This window comes from Pantoea sp. RSPAM1 (genome assembly GCF_038816185.1).
Classification (GTDB): domain Bacteria; phylum Pseudomonadota; class Gammaproteobacteria; order Enterobacterales; family Enterobacteriaceae; genus Pantoea; species Pantoea ananatis.
The window spans coordinates 2,415,861-2,432,361 of the sequence record NZ_CP046137.1 but is presented as its reverse complement, the minus strand read 5'-3'; the positions used below and the strand labels follow the sequence as shown (position 1 = coordinate 2,432,361).

Genomic DNA, 16,501 nt, shown 5'->3' with positions numbered 1-16,501 from the left:
AGGGCGCATCATAGCGCTGGGCGGCGGTGAGAACACTTCACGTATTCTTTACTTATCTTAATAATTATATTAACAATTAAATCAAGTGTTTATATGCCTTCATCAGATCTGATCGACGCAGGCATGATCAGAAGTAGTCAGGAAAAGCGTCTCTTACCGCACCGCGATACCGGGCGCGCCCTGTCCGGGACTCGCTGAAACGGCTTATCACTGACGGGCCAGGTTCTGTGATTCCGCTTTATCGAACGGTGTGCTGTGCGTGCCGGGATAAATAACTTGGCCTGGCATCAGGCCGGGAAGAATAATAAAAACGGCCGGAGGTTAACGCAACAGGCGGCGCCTTGTGTCTTTCATGTTGTGTCTTTCATCAAATCGCTATCTGAATAGCGATACGTCGGCATGAATATCAGGCATAACGACAATCATTATTTGCAGTTTATTATTGGCAGAAAAATAAATCAGTCAGCGCCAGAATACAGATGCCGCCGATGTTTACGCTTGCGTTCACCGGGACCAAACAGAAAAGGGCGTTAATTAACGGGAACATGCAGGTGAACGGCCCAGTGAAATACCGGGCGTGTGACCGCTTCGTTGTCGTGAATATGACGCAGTCACGGCGTCAGACAAAAAGCGCGCCACTGATGAAACCGGTTCAGGTGCAGAGAAAGCCGCAGATGAAAGAATAACCTGAACGCAGGATTGCTGAACAGTTGCGTAAAACCTGCCCGGCGCGGCTGCAAAAAAATCTGTATCCACATCAACCGCTTCATATAAACCCTTGCCATTTCACTTGATCAAACCCGTTGATCGCGATTACTGTAATTATATACAGTTATTTTGGAAGGGAGGTAAATGTGGAGCTTATCAGGCCAGCAAACGTCAGTGCGTTACTCGCGTTGCCGCTGTTTATGGAGCGGGTGCCATGTGGTTTTCCATCGCCAGCTCAGGACTACGTAGAGCAACGTATTGATTTGAACAAGCTGATCGTTCAGCACCCCAGTTCGACCTACTTTGTACGGGTAAGTGGAGAGTCGATGACCGGCGCAGGCATTAATGACGGCGATATGCTGGTGGTGGACAGCGCGCTAAGAGCCTCGCATGGCGATATCGTGGTCGCCTCTGTCGAAGGGGAGTTTACCGTTAAGCGCCTTCAGCTTCAGCCCTGTCTGCAACTCGTGCCGATGAACCGAAAGTTTAAACCGATTGCGATTAGCACGGAGGATGCGCTGGAAGTGTTTGGTGTGGTGACCTATGTGATCAAGTCGGTTTATTAATCATGTTTGCGCTGGTGGACGTGAACAACTTTTATGCCTCCTGTGAAACGGTGTTTCGGCCCGATCTCAAAGGTAAGCCCATTATTGTGTTATCTAACAACGATGGCTGTGTGATTGCACGCAATGCGGAGGCAAAAGCCCTGGGCATTACGATGGCCGTGCCCTTTTTCAAAATGCGGGAGATTATTGCCCGTCACAACGTGCAGGTTTTTAGTTCCAACTACGCCCTTTATGCGGATATGAGTACCAGAGTGATGACGTTGCTGGAGGAAATGGCGCCCTCGGTAGAGATTTACTCCATTGACGAAGCCTTTCTGGATCTGACGGGCGTCAGTCACTGTATGTCGCTCGACACCTTCGGCCACGAGATCAAAACCCGAATAAAAAAAGAAGTTCATCTCAACGTGTGCGTCGGCATTGCTCCCACCAAGACGCTGGCAAAGCTGGCTAATCATGCCGCAAAAAAGTGGAGTAAGACAGGCGGTGTTCTGGATTTGTCCAACACAGATCGACAGAAAAAGTTGCTTTCACTGGTGCCGGTCGCCGATATATGGGGCGTTGGCAGACGGCTCAGTCAGCGACTTGAGGAAATGGGGATTAAAACGGCAGATGATTTAGCCTGCCAGAGCACCAGCCTGATTCGTAAAAATTTCAGCGTGGTGCTGGAGCGCACCGTGAGAGAGTTGCGCGGCGAACCCTGTCAGGATCTGGAGGCGCTCGAACCCACCAAACAACAGATTATGTGCTCACGCTCCTTCAGCAGTCGCCTGTCAGACTATACGCAGGTGCGGCAGGCCGTCTGCACCTACGCCGAACGCGCGGCCGAAAAACTCCGCAAAGAAAAACAGTACTGCAGACAAATCGGTGTGTTTTTGCGCACCAGTCCACACGCGCCCGGCGAAAATTTTTACGGTAATCAGGCCACGGGGCAACTCCTGACGCCGTCTCACGATACGCGCGACATCATCCGGGTGGCGACCGAGATGCTCGACTATATCTGGATAGAAGGGCATCGCTATATCAAGGCCGGCATTGTCCTGAGTGATTTTTTCGACCATGGCGTAACGCAGCTGGATCTGTTCGACGAACGATCGGTTAACCCCGGCCGTAACGATCTGATGCAGGTGATCGATTTGATTCACAAAGAGGGCAAAGGAAAGATGTGGTTTGCCGGGCAGGGGACGGAAAAACGCTGGGCCATGAAGCGCGAGATGTTGTCGCCGGCTTACACCACCCGCCTCAGCGATTTGCCCGTGGTGAAGTGACGGCGGCCGTCGTGACATCGGTTTCAGGCGCGGTCATAAGACGGAATGCTCTCATAAAGGGTCCGTTTTGTGCTGCCGCTCTGCGTAAACCAGGCTTTCTGGTCTAGGATGAAACAGGTATCCATTCGCCCTTAAGGAGAACATTGTCATGTCAGAACTCAGTAAATCTCCCGTGGCCGATCAGGCTGAACATAACGCGTTTTTCCCGTCAGCCTATTCTCTTGACCAGTTCACCAGCCCTAAATCCGATCTGAGCGATGCTGAATACGCGCAACCGTACTCAGGGCACAAAAAAATTCTGGTCATCTGCGCTGACGAGCGCTATCTGCCGCTGGATAACGACACGCTATTTTCAACCGGGAATCATCCCATTGAAACCCTGTTGCCGCTGTACCACCTGTATCAGGCCGGCTTTCAGTTTGACGTGGCCACGCTGTCCGGACAGATGGTGAAGTTTGAACACTGGGCAATGCCCCAGCAGGACGAGGTGGTGGTCGGATTTTACAACCATTGCCTGGCGCTGTTCCGTTCACCTTTAACGCTAAGCGACGTGGTGGCATCACTTACGCCTCATTCAGACTATGCCGGTGTGTTTATTCCGGGGGGGCACGGTGCATTGATTGGGCTGCCAGAAAGTGAGGCGGTCGCAGAGGCGATTCGCTGGACGCTGGCGAACGATCGTCATCTGATATCGCTATGCCACGGCCCGGCAGCGTTTCTTGCGCTGGGTAAAGGAGAAAACCCGCTTAACGGCTACGCTATCTGCGCATTCCCGGATTCAGCAGATAAGCAAACGCCCGATATCGGCTATATGCCGGGGCATTTAACCTGGTATTTTGGCGAGAAGCTTCAGGCAATGGGGCTCACGCTGGTCAACAGTGATATCAAAGGCACCGTACATAAAGATCGTCGGGTATTAACCGGCGACAGCCCGTTTGCCGCCAATGCGTTGGGTAAACTGGCGGCAGAAGCGTTACTCAACGCTAACCGCTAAAGGCTCGCACCTGCGCCCTGAGCGGTCGCCTGCAATGCTTTCATGCAGGCTTCTGCATCAGGGCTGGGATTCGAGGTATACTTGTGATCCACGCCTGAGATACAATCACGGTGCATATCGTTTTCGGCCAGTGCCGAAGATGTCGCCTTTCACATTGGTCGTCATGAACAGCCAGCTATCTACAACCTGTAAACACAGAGAACGCGGTCGGCCCAGAGAGTTCAATATGGAACAGGCTCTGGACAAGGCAATGATTGTGTTCAGGCAAAAAGGCTATCATGCCGCATCGCTGACCGATCTCAGTGAAGCAATGAACCTCTCTGTCGGCAGCATCTACAAGGCTTTCCGGGATAAGCGTTCATTATTTTTGCTGGTCTTTCAGCGCTATATCGCCGTTCGCAATGCGGATTTGCGGGAGCGACTGGCTCAATACGCCACCGGCCGCGCGAAGCTAAGCGAGCTGTTGCAGTTTTATCTGGACTCCTCTCGTGGTGGTGAAGGGCGCACAGGCTGTCTCGTGGTCGGCAGCGCCATTGAGCTACAGGTGCTCGACGCAGAGCTGTCGCAGTTGGTTGCCCAGGTGATCAACCGCAATAAGGACTTTCTTGTGTCATTACTGGAAGAAGGGCAGCGCGATGGCTCAATATCCGCCGATCTTGATATTGAAACGGCCGCAGGCCTGATTTTGCGTATCGCATTTGGCATGCGCGTCACGGGCAAGGTCGCCGATGTTGCCAATGAGCAAGCGACCATTGCCCTGGCCTTGAAAATACTGGATTAACATTTGTCTATTTAGGAAGCGAATATTTCCTAAATTATAGCGCGAAGATGTCAGCCAACGCTTGAGAACTGATGTGCTGACAGGACGAGTGGAAAAGCGCCATTTCGCTAAGCGAATGAATATTAAATGAAAAGTAACGTTTGAGGAAAATGCGTGAAACAAAACGGGACAGAGATTGGTGAAGACATACACGCGCTTTTAGGAAAGATTGTGTCAGGTATTCTTCAGCCCGGAGAAGCGGTGACGGTACAGGACATTATCAGCGCGCTGCACCAACAAAGTCTTCAGACGGCGTGCGAAAAGACCAGACTGACCTGCGAACAGGCCATCCGCATTCTGGCGCATAAACTTCACTAACGTGTAAGTATCCTTTGCCGGACAGGGTGCTGCAAAGCAGCGGAAGCAACAGAAACAGTAACAGCAACACAAGCATTAACAGCACCAGAAGCAGTAACAGCGGTTATGCCGCTACTGCTCTGAAAAAGATGACCCGCCTGAATAACGGCAGTCAGTTGCCGTGTCACCGCCCAAACAGCAACCCAATCAATTCACGACAAAGACGCTCTTCTTCCTGACTTGCCGACAGCTCAAGGCGGCGCAGCAGTTTAGTGCAGATAGATTTACGGTTTACGTTCTGACCTGCGCGTAAAATATCAACAACGATTTGTCCCAGCAGTTCTTGCTGTGAAGGCAGGCTCGCCGCAGAAAAATAACGGGAGATATCGTCGGCGCTCTGAGGTAGGCGATGATTGTGTTGCATAGGTGCTCTCGCAGGGGTCCAAAAGTCGTCAGTTGAAAGTCGCGTAAAGTTATACAATAAAATAAAAATTGTACAGCTATTTCGATGTAAAAATGAGCGGTCGCTGGCGGAGAGAGAAGAAGCAGGCTGCAGCAGCCCGTTGACAGGGGAAACCGAAGAAGAGAGCAGCGCCGGGCTGGGGTAACGCGGACGCACAGCGCGCCCGCGTAGAGGGATAACTCCCTGACCAGAGGGTTAGTGTTCGGTCAGGTTGGCAGGCACCTGGCCAGTCACGGCCATCCAGTTGAGTTCTGCCCGCTCCCGTGTCGCGACGTTAATAAAGCTCTTCAGCCATTTACGGGCATCCGCGATTTGAATGACCCGCTCGTCGTCGATTTCATTGTCCGCCATAACGCTCAGCTGACGGATCAGCGAAACCACAGTTATCTCCTCATCCTGTAGGGCCAGGTTCACCGCAGCTTCACCAATAATCTTATGGCCGGTAGCTTCATCGTGAAAATACATATGCACCTCCTGAGTGAGTGAGAATGTCGTCGACCCAATAATGATTCTAGTAAAAGAAATGCATAGTGAAAGCCTAATTTCATTAGGCATTACCTATCAAAGAAAACCACGAAAAAAGTGAACGTTGTGATAAGCGCACTAACCTCTTAAAAAGCAGGGAAAAAGCGTAATCAGAGAGATTTTCTAGTAAAAAATTGAAGAGATTAAAGCACTAGATACGCGGTCATTGGCCTGAAATTAAGATAGGTACTTGACAGTTAAAGTCCGAAATTACGGCATTATTCGGTTCGTAGCAGGTAAATAAACCTGTTATGAGGCCCTAAAAGCGTTTAAAAAAATCGCCAGAACGACGAAAAGTGGGACGAAAGATGAAAAATCACCAAAAGCCGCGAAGCCGATAGCAGAAAACAGAACGGGTCTGACATCACCCTGTTCACATTCGATTCTGGCATCAGAATAAACCGGAGCGTGAGCGGCGTATTAACGAGCAGGGCAGACGATAAGGTGAGGGGAAACAGAACAGGGCTGCGGGCAATAAAAATGCCGCCCTGTTCGGCGCGGCGCGTTGATTAGTTTGGGACTTCTGAAACGGCTTTAACGTCGGCTTTATTAATTTGCTGTTTCACACCGTTTGCATCGGTGTAACCCAGTAAACCGGCGTCAGATTCAGAAGGTTTGCCGTCACTAATAATGGTACGGCCATCGTTAGTGTGAATGGCATAGCTGGTACGAGTACAGCCACTTAATGCGGCCATGCCGATCAAAACGGCCAGCGGTAAAATCAGCGTCTTCTTCATAGCATTCACCTTATATCCATGATGGAATTAATTAGTTATCAAGTTCACTCATGTTGCTGATCTGATCGCGATTAATTTGTTCGGTTTTGCCTGTTTGTGCATCACGATAAGAAACCAGCCCCGTATCGCTGTCAATTTGGGGCTTACCATCGGTTACAATCGTGCGGCCGTCTGATGTTTTTATAGATTGGTTTGAAGAGCAACCTGCTAACGTTGCCAGGGACAGGGCAAGTAAAACGGCAGCTGAGAAGGATTTAGTATGCATTTCATCTCCTTGAAGTGGACCTTGAATTAAACAGCATAGACGCTTTTGGGATTTTTGCAGGCCAACGCGCGAAACGACATTAATGATGAAAAGAAAATAGCGCGAATAGCTAAAACAGAGCAGGAAAGCATCCTGTCTCTCAGAAAATTCACATTTAACGCCTGCCGTTAGCTATTTCATCGGGCGCTCTGTAACCTTGGCAACAGGTTAACTAAATAAAGGAATCGACAATGAAATGGCAAATGAGTGCAGTCGCAGCGTTATTAATGGGTTCAGTGAGTGCTTATGCAGCAGAATCAGGCAGCATGAAAAATCCCCTGAGCGTTCATGTATTAAATCTGGAGTCGGGCACGCCAACGCCGGGTATTTCCGTTGACCTTGAACATAAAGAGCAGGATAAGTGGGTAAAACTTTCCTCGGGTGTTACCGATAAAAACGGCAGAATTAGTGCGCTGTTTCCCGAGGGAAAAAAAGTTGAAACAGGCGATTACAAAGTCGTCTTTAAAACAGGCGATTATTACCAGAAAGTTCAGCACAAATCCTTTTTCCCGGAAATTCCGGTAATATTCCATATGGAAAGCAGCGAGCCTCATTACCATATTCCGTTACTGCTGAGTCCCTACGGCTATTCAACCTATCGCGGTAACTAATCTCACCCGGCAGCGTCACCGAACAGGGGCACTGCCGGCACAGTGAGGGGCACTTCGCGTAGGCGGCATGCCGCTGCTGACCCTCTGTCTGCCGCCCTGCGTCTCCTGCAGGGTGGCACAACGCGCCCGCCGTATTCGTCTTTATTCCACTGCCTTATTTAAACACTTTTGCTGATGCCCAGGCTATCATCGGTTAAATTGCCCTGACAGGCCGGTGCGCCCGCGTGGCTCTCTGGCGAAGGTCAATGACACCTAATCAAGCAGAACGCCCCATGTCCTGCTTTTCGTACAGGAGAATCGCTGATGTTAAAAGGATTAACCGTGGCTGCTGTGTTAGTGCTGTCGGGCTGTAGCCTGATGCACAAGTCGTCGCCCGCGCCAGAAACGTTACACTACCGCTGTGGCACATTGCCACTCACCGTGACGCTGGATAATACCAAACAGCAGGTAAGCTTTATCATGGACGGCAAGCCGCTGACCCTGACACAAACGGTTTCCGCTTCCGGCGCCCGCTACAGCGACGGTCACTACGTTTTCTGGTCCAAAGGAAACGGCGCCTTTATTGAGCGCAATGATAAGATCGTTGTAAACGATTGCGAGTTGCAACCTGCCCGTTAACGTTACCGGAGTGAATGTGCATCATGAGTGACAGTGACATGCTACAAACTATTGCCCATCTGCGCCGTGAATATACGCGAGGTGGGCTACGTCGCAAAGATTTACCCGATAATCCGCTGGCGCTGTTCGAAAGCTGGCTAAAACAGGCCTGCGAGGCGCAACTGCCCGATCCCACCGCCATGACGGTGGCGACCGTAGACGAGCACGGGCAGCCTTATCAACGTATCGTGCTGCTCAAGCACTACGATGAGCAGGGCATGGTGTTTTACACCAATCTCGGCAGCCGTAAAGCACAGCAGCTGGGTCACAACCCGCGTATTTCGCTCCATTTTCCCTGGCACTTTTTAGAGCGTCAGGTGATGGTGTTGGGCGAAGTCGAGAAGCTGTCGCCGCTGGAGGTATTGAAATATTTCAGCAGCCGTCCCCGTGACAGCCAGATTGGCGCCTGGGTTTCCCGACAGTCGAGCCGGATCTCTGCCCGCGGCGTTCTGGAAGGCAAGTTTCTGGAGCTGAAGCAAAAATTTCAACAGGGTGACGTGCCGCTGCCCAGTTTCTGGGGCGGTTATCGGGTAAAATTTCATACAATGGAGTTCTGGCAGGGGGGCGAACATCGTCTTCACGATCGTTTCCTCTATCAGCGAGATAACAACGGCTGGAATATTGACCGACTCGCGCCGTAAAACTGCGTTTTTCCCCTCATCAGCGCTGGCACAGAAGGCGTCAGCGCTTTATGCTATAGCCCTTAATTTTTCCTTCCGCAACTCAGCGGAAAGCTGTGTACCAGCATAGGTGCAGCCTGATCAATTTGGAGTCAGTGATGACCAGCAGTAACCTGATACAACAATTGCAAGAGAGGGGCCTGATCGCCCAGGTGACGGACGAAGACGCGTTAGTAGAGAAACTGGCGCAAGGGCCAATTTCGCTCTATTGCGGCTTTGACCCCACTGCTGACAGCTTGCATTTGGGCCATCTGGTTCCACTGCTCTGCCTCAAACGTTTTCAGGATGCCGGGCACAAGCCGGTGGCGCTGGTAGGCGGCGCAACCGGCTTAATTGGCGATCCCAGTTTCAAAGCCGCAGAGCGTAAACTCAACACCAGCGAAACCGTCGGTGAGTGGGTAGAAAAAATCCGGAGGCAGGTCGCACCTTTCCTGGACTTTGACTGTGGTGCCAACAGCGCGATTGCGGCCAATAACTATGACTGGTTTGGCAATATGAACGTGCTGACTTTCCTGCGTGACATCGGTAAACACTTCTCTGTTAACCAGATGATCAACAAGGAAGCCGTTAAACAGCGCCTGAACCGTGACGACCAGGGGATCTCATTCACCGAATTCTCCTATAACCTGCTGCAGGGTTACGACTTCGCCTGTCTGAACGCGCTGCACGGCGTGTCCCTGCAGATTGGCGGATCTGACCAGTGGGGTAACATCACCTCCGGTATCGATCTGACGCGTCGTCTGCACCAGAACCAGGTATTTGGTCTGACCGTTCCGCTGATCACCAAATCGGACGGCACCAAGTTCGGTAAAACCGAAGGCGGCGCGGTCTGGCTGGATGCGAAGAAAACCAGTCCCTACAAGTTCTACCAGTTCTGGATCAACACCGCAGATGCGGATGTTTACCGCTTCCTGAAGTTCTTCACTTTCCTGAGCATTGAAGAGATTTATGCCCTGGAAGAAGAAGATAAAAACAGCGGAACCGCGCCGCGCGCGCAGTACGTGCTGGCCGAGCAGGTCACGCGCCTGGTGCACGGCGAAGAGGGGCTGGCTGCCGCGAAACGCATCACCGAGAGCCTGTTCTCTGGCGCGCTGAGCGATATGACAGAGGCCGACTTCGAACAGCTGGCGCAGGATGGTATGCCGACCATCACGCTAAGTGCTGAAGACGATCTGCAGCAGGCTCTGGTCAAAGCTGAGCTGGTGCCTTCACGTGGTCAGGCTCGCACCATGATTGGTTCGAATGCCGTGTCGCTGAACGGTGAAAAGCAGTCTGATGCTGAGTACCGTTTCAGTGACAGCGATAAGCTGTTCAACCGCTTCACGCTGCTGCGTCGGGGTAAAAAGCATTACTGCCTGATTAACTGGCAGTAACCTTTCAGGGCCGGTTTCCGGCCCTTTTTTATGGCAAGGCACTACAGGGCAAAAAAGTGAAAAACGTTTTAGCAATTCAGTCGCACGTGGTGTTTGGTCACGCGGGCAACGCGGCGGCAGAGTTCCCGATGCGCCGTATGGGTGTGAACGTCTGGCCGCTGAATACCGTGCAGTTCTCTAACCATACGCAATATGGCCACTGGACCGGTACCGTGATGCCAGCCACGCACTTAACCGATATCGTCAAAGGCATTGCCGATATTGACCGCCTGAAAACCTGTGATGCGGTACTCAGCGGTTATCTGGGCTCGGCTGAGCAGGGAGAAAACATTCTGGAAATCGTGCGCCAGGTAAAAGCCGCGAACCCGGAAGCCTGGTATTTCTGCGATCCGGTTATGGGGCACCCGGAGAAGGGCTGCATCGTTGCACCTGGCGTGGCAGAGTTCCATTGCAAACTGGCGCTTCCCGCCAGCGATATCATCGCCCCCAACCTGCTGGAGCTGGAAATGCTCAGCGAACGCAGCGTGACCAGCGTAGAAACAGCAGTTGACGCGGCACGTATGCTGATTAGCCAGGGACCAAAAGTCGTGCTGATTAAGCACCTGGCGCGCGCAGGGCGCCGCAGCGATCGGTTTGAGATGCTGCTGGTGACCGCCGGTGAAGCCTGGCACATCAGCCGTCCGCTGGTGGATTTTGGGGTTCGTCAACCGGTAGGCGTGGGCGATCTGACCAGTGGCTTGTTGCTGGTCGATCTGCTGCACGGGCTGTCGCTACAGGCGGCGCTGGAACACGTCACGGCTGCGGTCTATGAGGTGATGCTGAAAACGCATGAGATGGGCGAGTATGAACTGCAACTGGTTGCCGCTCAGGATGCCATTGTCCGACCGACGCACGTTTTCCCCACAGAGAAGCTGTAAAAAAGGGCCGGTTACGGCCCTCATCGTATCAGTTAAGTCCTTCCGCTTTGAGCGCGGCCTGAACCGATGGCCGCGCTGCAACGCGTTCAAACCAGTGTTGCAGGTGATCCCGCGCGGCCAAATCCAGGTTCAGCGCTTTTGCCCAACGGGTAACCACAAATAAATAGGCATCCGCAACGCTGAAGTGCACGCCCATCAGCCACTGTTTGTCTTTAAGCTCATCGTTTACCCAGGCAAATTTCGCCTCCAGCTGGCGGCGCACCAACCCTTTGTACTCCTCAGGCGCATCGTTGCGAAACAGGGGAGAGAAGCTTTTGTGTAACTCGCTGCTGATATAGCCGAGCCACTCAATGGTGTGATAACGCGTCAGGCTCCCCACCGGGGCCAGAAGGTGACGATCGGGTTTAAGATCGGCCAGATACTGCACAATCGCTGCGCCTTCCGTTAATACATTCCCATCGCTCAGCTGCAGGGCCGGCACCTGACCTTTGGGGTTGATCTGGCGAAAATCTTCACCGCGCTCGGTGAGCTTAGTCTGCAGATCAACATTAACCTGCGTAAAGTCCAGACCACATTCACGCATGACGATATGCGGTGAAAGGGAACAGGCACCCGCTTTACAAAACAGTTTCATCATGAGGCCACCATGTTGCGAATCGTGTTTGCATAGTAATCTCATGGCGCGGAATTGCCAGTAATAAGACGCAGGAATGTGCGAGGCATTGCCAGCGACAAAAATAAAAAAACCGGGCAGGCCCGGTTTTGGTGAAAAGTCATGACGTCAGTCAGGCATTGTCTACTGCCGTATCCTGAGTCATTCGGTTCAGCAGAGGGGCGGTAATCAGCATCAGCACGGCGATGACCGCCGTCGCAATACCAATCTGCTGGAAAACTCTGCCGTAGGTAGCCAGGGAGATCAACGGATCGGTAACGTTTTCAGGAACGGCCATCAGGTTTGCCACTTTACCAGCAATGACCGCTGCGCCCGCCGTCGTCAGGAACCATGAACCCATGATAAAGCCCATCAGACGCTGCGGAACCAGCTGGGCCACCATGGCCAGGCCAAGACCCGAAATCATCAGCTCACCAATGCTCTGCAGGCCATAGCTGAGAATCAGCCAGTTAACAGACACAATCCCTGCATCGCTGGCAAACTTCGCGCCGAGCGGCAACACCAGGAAGGCTGCTGAACACAGCACCATACCGATGGCGAACTTGTGTGGCATGGGCAGTTTATCGCCCAGCTTGTTGTAGACGGCTGCCAGAATCGGGCTGGCAAGCATGATCCAGAACGGGTTCAGCGCCTGAAATTGCTCAGGGGCAAAGGTGATACCCAAAATGCTGTGCTCAACGTTGCGAATTGCAAAGAAGTTAAGCGACGTTGGCATCTGCATATAGAGCACGAAGAACACGATGGCTTCGACCATCAGCAGGAACGCAACAATCATCCGACGACGGGCTGCGCCGTGAAGGGCAAAGGCTTCTTTGGCAAAGATGACAAAGATACCGAACGCTATCACGCCTAACAGCACGCGGGCGATGGACTGGTGGTGCAGCATCCAGTTTGCCAGAGCGATCAGGACGACAATTCCCACCAGGGTCATCAACAGTTTACCGAACTGAAGTGGGGCAAAGTCCGGTTTAGAGCCGAAGTCTTTCACCAGGCGTTTGCAGAACAGGAAGTTAAGCAGCGTGATGACCAGGCCGACAACTGAGAGCGAAAACGCCACGTTGTAACCGTACTTCTCCGCTAACCACGGAGTCAGCATCATTGAAAACAGCGAACCGATATTGATGGACATGTAGAACATGGTGAAGGCCCCATCAATACGGGGATCGTCTTTGTCATAGCACGTCGAGAGCAGCGAAGAGGGGTTAGCTTTAAACAAGCCACTTCCCACGGCAATGGTCGCCATACCAATATAAACGATGCTGACGTTGTGGCCCGAGAAGGCCACCAGGGCGTAACCTATTGCCAGAACCAGCACGCCAAGAACGATGACGCGTTTGGTCCCGAGGACTTTGTCACCCAGCCAGCCACCGATGGCGACAAGGCCATATACCAGGGCGCTAAATGAGGAGAACAGGGTGATAGAGTCGGACTCTGACATCCCCAGTTGTCTCACCAGGTAAACCGCCATAATGGCCTGCAGGCCGTAGTAACCAAAACGTTCCCATAATTCGATTGAAAAGATCAGGTAAAACGCTTTGGGCTGTTTGAATGCGTTAAGGCTGACGGCCTCGTCGGTGTGTTTGTTTGCAGTTGACACTTGCACCTCTGTTATTTCATATCCTGCGTCGTGACAGGAATTAAGTCCGCGCCATGTGATCAGACCATGGGCCAGATTTTTATTAGATGGGAAAAACGGCGACTAATTTGGCTGAATAAAGGCGACAGGGCAAGCGTTTTCTCCCTTCTGCCAGAAAGCGAACGCGTGGCGTTAAAACCTAAATAAATATTATTAGTTGGAATTTAATTCTGATTTAAATCGTTACCGTGAAGTAATGACGTCGTGGTGGGGTTGCGGGAGTGTTAATAATGACATTAACTACTAAAGCGGCGTTACGCCGAGCTTTACATCGGAAAGTGATATTTTCTCAGGACAATCTGGCTATAGAGCAGGTTTTGACGCCGATTTGATGAAAGAGTCTGCGTATTATGACGTTAATCTCCACCAAAGGCGTAAAAAGGTTGATTAAGGTCACATTTTTGTATGTTAATTCAGGCAGAGAAAAAAGCCTGTCTGCGTACGGCGTGTCCGTAATGCTTTGCTGTCTCGGGTGGGAGCCACGATAGAGCCGCATTTCGGGACTCGACATCCATCGCCCCTTACCGTAGCATCCTTATTTCGTTAAGAGGAATGTTGCTATGCCGTCACCTTTACGTCTCGCGTTGGTCGGCGACTATCGTCCGGAAGCCGTTGCGCATCAGGCTATTCCCCTGGCGCTTTCCCGTGCCGCTGCCCATCTTGCTATCGATATTGAACCTGAGTGGATCCCAACACCTGATCTGGGCGATTTAACCGCCATCAGGCAAAGCCATGCCGTATGGCTGGTGCCAGGAAGTCCCTATAAAAATGATGAGGGCGTCTTCAGTATGCTGCGCTGGGTACGGGTAGGGGAAAAACCTTTTCTGGGTTCCTGTGGCGGTTTTCAGTATGCCGTTATCGACTATGCACGTCACATACTGGGCTGGCATGATGCGAATCATGCAGAAACCAGCGATGAAGGGCGGATGGTGATTGCGCCGTTAAGTTGCTCGCTGGTGGAGCAACGCGGTGAGGTGACATTTGAACCCGGTTCACGTATTGCCACCGCCTACAACAGCCTCTCCAGCGATGAAGGCTATCACTGCAACTTTGGCGTTAACCCGGACTTCAGTGCAGCGCTGGGAGGCAAAAATTTGCGTATCACCGCCTGGGATCTCAATGGCGATGTACGCGGCATAGAACTGACCGATCATCCTTTTTACGTCGCCACGCTCTTCCAGTCCGAACGTGCAGCCTTACAAGACAAGGATTCTCCGCTGGTGATTGCCTGGATGCAGGCGGCTCTGGATCAGCGTTAGATCAGAAAATAAAAAGCCTGTGTGTTCACAGGCTTTATCAGACAATACCTTCGCGTTATTCCACTTTATTCGGGTATTCGCACAGATCCTCGATCAGACAGGCGCCACAGCGCGGCTTACGGGCCACGCAGGTATAGCGGCCGTGCAGAATCAGCCAGTGGTGGCAGTCCACTTTGAAGGTCTTAGGCACAACCTTTAACAGTTTTTCTTCGACCTGCTCGACATTCTTGCCGGGGGCGAAATTTGTCCGGTTGCAGACGCGAAAAATATGGGTATCCACTGCGATGGTGGGCCAGCCAAAGGCGGTGTTGAGCACCACGTTTGCCGTTTTACGGCCCACACCGGGCAGCGCTTCCAGGGCTGCACGATCTTCAGGCACCACCCCGCCGTGCTGTTCCAGCAGAATGCGGCAGGTTTTGATAACATTCTCTGCCTTGCTGTTGAACAGTCCGATCGTTTTAATGTATTCCTTCACACCGTCCACGCCCAGCGCCAGCATCGCCGCGGGCGTATTCGCGACCGGGTAGAGCTTTGCGGTGGCTTTATTCACGCTAACGTCGGTGGCCTGGGCAGAGAGCAGAACCGCAATCAATAATTCAAACGGCGAGCTAAACTGCAGCTCGGTCGTAGGATGAGGATTAGCCTGCTGCAAACGGCTGAGGATCTTTGTACGCTTTGTCTGGTTCACACGGCTTTTCCGGTATGGCCTTGCGGTGCAGCCAGCGCCTGCTCTTCAGCTCGGCGCATAGCACGCTGCTTCATTTTTTGATCAATCAGGTATTTACCCGCCAGCATCATGCCCAGACCAATAAAGGCGCCGGGTGGTAACATCGCCAGCAGCATCGGTGAATCCAGATGAATCACCTCAATTTTTAACGCTTTTGCCCACGGGCCTAACAGCTGGTCTGCACCGTTAAACAACGTCCCGCTGCCAATAATTTCACGGATGGAACCCAACACCACCATGGCGCAGGTTGCGCCCATCCCAATGGCAAAACCATCAAGGGCTGCAAGAGGGATGCTGCTTTTCGATGCGACGGCCTCGGCACGGCCTACTACGATACAGTTGGTCACGATAAGCGGAATAAAAATGCCCAACGACTGATACAGGCCATAGGCATAAGCATTGATCAGCATCTGTACACAGCTCACCACGGACGCGATGATCATCACGTAAATGGGGATGCGAATCTCCGAGGGCACCCAACGGCGCGAGGCGGAAATAAAGCTGTTGGTCAGGGTCAGGACCAGCGTGGTGGCCAGCCCCAGCCCCAACGCATTGGTGGCGGTGGCGGTCACCGCCAGCAGCGGACACAGGCCCAGCAGCTGCACCAGCGCCGAGTTATTTTTCCACAGCCCGCCTACCAGCAGGTTTTTAGCTTCACTCATTTGCGTCTCCACATTCGGGTAACGAAGAGAGTTTCCCTTTAAGGGATTCAATTAATAATGCCGTACGTTTGGTGGCATTCACGACGGCTCGTGGGGTAATCGTGGCGCCGGTGAACTGATCGAATTCACCACCGTCTTTTTTAACGGCAAACGCTTTATCATCCGGACCTGTTACCACTTTACCGTTAAAGCTGTTAATCCAGTCAGAAATGCGCAGTTCTATTTTATCGCCCAAGCCGGGCGTTTCATGATGTTCAATCACGCGGACGCCCAGCACCTTGCCGTTAAAGTCAGCCCCGACCAGCATCTGTATCGCGCCGGAATAGCCGTCCGGAGCTGTCGTTTCCAGGGCCGCGGCAACAGGCTGGTTGCCTTTACGTGCCAGATAAAGATGGTGAGGATGGGCGTTACCCAGCGCCGCATCAGTGACAACGTAACATTCCTGTTGAATGTGGTTGTCGTACATATCGGTCGGCACCACCTGGTCCAGCAAATTTTTTTGCTGCAGTTGCGTCTGATGCTCAACCGTTGGCTTAGTGACCGTATTCACTATGGCCGTCACGCCGGTCGTAATGGCGGCAAACAGCGCCAGCGTCACGCCATTTTTGCGTATCGTGTCCAGCATCA

The 16,501-nt window shown here is 52.3% G+C and carries 20 protein-coding genes; 11 read left to right on the top strand and 9 right to left on the bottom strand.

Annotated features, from left to right (window positions below; genetic code table 11):
- The first annotated feature begins 908 nt into the window (after positions 1 to 908).
- The 5 genes from umuD (at position 909) to GKC68_RS11880 (ending at position 4,671) form a co-directional block, all read left to right on the top strand.
- Positions 909 to 1,274: a translesion error-prone DNA polymerase V autoproteolytic subunit gene (umuD, locus tag GKC68_RS11900; RefSeq protein ID WP_050598368.1), complete on the top strand. Its 366-nt coding sequence runs from the start codon at positions 909 to 911 to the stop codon at positions 1,272 to 1,274.
- Positions 1,275 to 1,276: 2 nt separating this feature from the next.
- Positions 1,277 to 2,539, top strand: coding sequence for a translesion error-prone DNA polymerase V subunit UmuC (umuC, locus tag GKC68_RS11895; RefSeq protein WP_028722215.1), 1,263 nt, complete (start codon positions 1,277 to 1,279; stop codon positions 2,537 to 2,539).
- A 148-nt stretch (positions 2,540 to 2,687) separates the two neighbouring features.
- Positions 2,688 to 3,533 carry a glyoxalase III HchA gene (gene hchA / locus GKC68_RS11890; protein ID WP_015700389.1) on the top strand — a complete coding sequence of 282 codons (846 nt, stop codon included), beginning with the start codon at positions 2,688 to 2,690 and terminating at the stop codon, positions 3,531 to 3,533.
- Positions 3,534 to 3,672: 139 nt separating this feature from the next.
- Positions 3,673 to 4,314 (top strand): TetR/AcrR family transcriptional regulator, encoded by a 642-nt coding sequence (locus GKC68_RS11885; protein WP_252293100.1) that lies wholly within the window; start codon positions 3,673 to 3,675, stop codon positions 4,312 to 4,314.
- A gap of 153 nt (positions 4,315 to 4,467) precedes the next feature.
- On the top strand, positions 4,468 to 4,671 hold the full coding sequence (locus tag GKC68_RS11880; protein WP_342656172.1) for a hypothetical protein: 204 nt from the start codon (positions 4,468 to 4,470) through the stop codon (positions 4,669 to 4,671).
- A 163-nt stretch (positions 4,672 to 4,834) separates the two neighbouring features.
- Here the strand turns inward: GKC68_RS11880 and ycgZ are convergent, their stop codons facing one another.
- The 4 genes from ycgZ to GKC68_RS11860 form a co-directional block, all read right to left on the bottom strand.
- Positions 4,835 to 5,074, bottom strand: a complete 240-nt coding sequence (gene ycgZ / locus GKC68_RS11875) for a regulatory protein YcgZ (protein WP_028722219.1) — start codon at positions 5,072 to 5,074, stop codon at positions 4,835 to 4,837.
- A 234-nt stretch (positions 5,075 to 5,308) separates the two neighbouring features.
- Entirely contained in the window at positions 5,309 to 5,578 is a 270-nt protein-coding gene (locus GKC68_RS11870) for a hypothetical protein (RefSeq protein WP_014605930.1), read from the bottom strand.
- Between the two features lie 569 nt (positions 5,579 to 6,147).
- Positions 6,148 to 6,375: a YgdI/YgdR family lipoprotein gene (locus GKC68_RS11865; RefSeq protein WP_028722220.1), complete on the bottom strand. Its 228-nt coding sequence runs from the start codon at positions 6,373 to 6,375 to the stop codon at positions 6,148 to 6,150.
- A 31-nt stretch (positions 6,376 to 6,406) separates the two neighbouring features.
- Complete coding sequence (locus GKC68_RS11860; protein WP_028722221.1) at positions 6,407 to 6,640, bottom strand: YgdI/YgdR family lipoprotein; 234 nt, start codon at positions 6,638 to 6,640, stop codon at positions 6,407 to 6,409.
- Positions 6,641 to 6,870: 230 nt separating this feature from the next.
- On the opposite strand from GKC68_RS11860, the gene uraH reads away from it, so the two are divergent.
- From uraH to pdxY, 5 genes are all read left to right on the top strand, one after another.
- Positions 6,871 to 7,290 carry a hydroxyisourate hydrolase gene (gene uraH, locus GKC68_RS11855; RefSeq protein ID WP_028722222.1) on the top strand — a complete coding sequence of 140 codons (420 nt, stop codon included), beginning with the start codon at positions 6,871 to 6,873 and terminating at the stop codon, positions 7,288 to 7,290.
- 303 nt (positions 7,291 to 7,593) lie between these two features.
- On the top strand, positions 7,594 to 7,908 hold the full coding sequence (locus GKC68_RS11850; RefSeq protein WP_028722223.1) for an MliC family protein: 315 nt from the start codon (positions 7,594 to 7,596) through the stop codon (positions 7,906 to 7,908).
- 23 nt (positions 7,909 to 7,931) lie between these two features.
- On the top strand, positions 7,932 to 8,588 hold the full coding sequence (gene pdxH, locus GKC68_RS11845; RefSeq protein WP_047714715.1) for a pyridoxamine 5'-phosphate oxidase: 657 nt from the start codon (positions 7,932 to 7,934) through the stop codon (positions 8,586 to 8,588).
- A gap of 137 nt (positions 8,589 to 8,725) precedes the next feature.
- On the top strand, positions 8,726 to 10,000 hold the full coding sequence (gene tyrS, locus GKC68_RS11840; protein WP_110957645.1) for a tyrosine--tRNA ligase: 1,275 nt from the start codon (positions 8,726 to 8,728) through the stop codon (positions 9,998 to 10,000).
- A 56-nt stretch (positions 10,001 to 10,056) separates the two neighbouring features.
- The gene (gene pdxY / locus GKC68_RS11835; RefSeq protein WP_342656171.1) at positions 10,057 to 10,917 is read left to right on the top strand and encodes a pyridoxal kinase PdxY; all 861 of its coding nucleotides are present in this window, start codon (positions 10,057 to 10,059) and stop codon (positions 10,915 to 10,917) included.
- Between the two features lie 28 nt (positions 10,918 to 10,945).
- Here the strand turns inward: pdxY and gstA are convergent, their stop codons facing one another.
- Both gstA and dtpA read right to left on the bottom strand, forming a co-directional pair.
- The gene (gstA, locus tag GKC68_RS11830; RefSeq protein WP_047714716.1) at positions 10,946 to 11,551 is read right to left on the bottom strand and encodes a glutathione transferase GstA; all 606 of its coding nucleotides are present in this window, start codon (positions 11,549 to 11,551) and stop codon (positions 10,946 to 10,948) included.
- Between the two features lie 151 nt (positions 11,552 to 11,702).
- Positions 11,703 to 13,187, bottom strand: coding sequence for a dipeptide/tripeptide permease DtpA (gene dtpA / locus GKC68_RS11825; protein ID WP_028722227.1), 1,485 nt, complete (start codon positions 13,185 to 13,187; stop codon positions 11,703 to 11,705).
- Positions 13,188 to 13,786: 599 nt separating this feature from the next.
- On the opposite strand from dtpA, the gene GKC68_RS11820 reads away from it, so the two are divergent.
- Positions 13,787 to 14,485, top strand: coding sequence for a CTP synthase (locus GKC68_RS11820; RefSeq protein WP_342656170.1), 699 nt, complete (start codon positions 13,787 to 13,789; stop codon positions 14,483 to 14,485).
- A gap of 55 nt (positions 14,486 to 14,540) precedes the next feature.
- Here GKC68_RS11820 and nth read toward each other — a convergent pair whose 3' ends face one another.
- The 3 genes from nth to rsxG are packed head-to-tail and all read right to left on the bottom strand — an operon-like array spanning position 14,541 to position 16,499.
- Positions 14,541 to 15,173 (bottom strand): endonuclease III, encoded by a 633-nt coding sequence (gene nth, locus GKC68_RS11815; RefSeq protein ID WP_342656169.1) that lies wholly within the window; start codon positions 15,171 to 15,173, stop codon positions 14,541 to 14,543.
- Entirely contained in the window at positions 15,170 to 15,874 is a 705-nt protein-coding gene (locus tag GKC68_RS11810; protein WP_263794131.1) for an electron transport complex subunit E, read from the bottom strand. Before GKC68_RS11810 ends, nth begins: the two co-directional genes overlap by 4 nt.
- Positions 15,867 to 16,499, bottom strand: a complete 633-nt coding sequence (gene rsxG, locus GKC68_RS11805) for an electron transport complex subunit RsxG (protein WP_058706055.1) — start codon at positions 16,497 to 16,499, stop codon at positions 15,867 to 15,869. The genes GKC68_RS11810 and rsxG overlap by 8 nt, the downstream gene beginning before the upstream one ends.
- Positions 16,500 to 16,501: the final 2 nt, after the last annotated feature.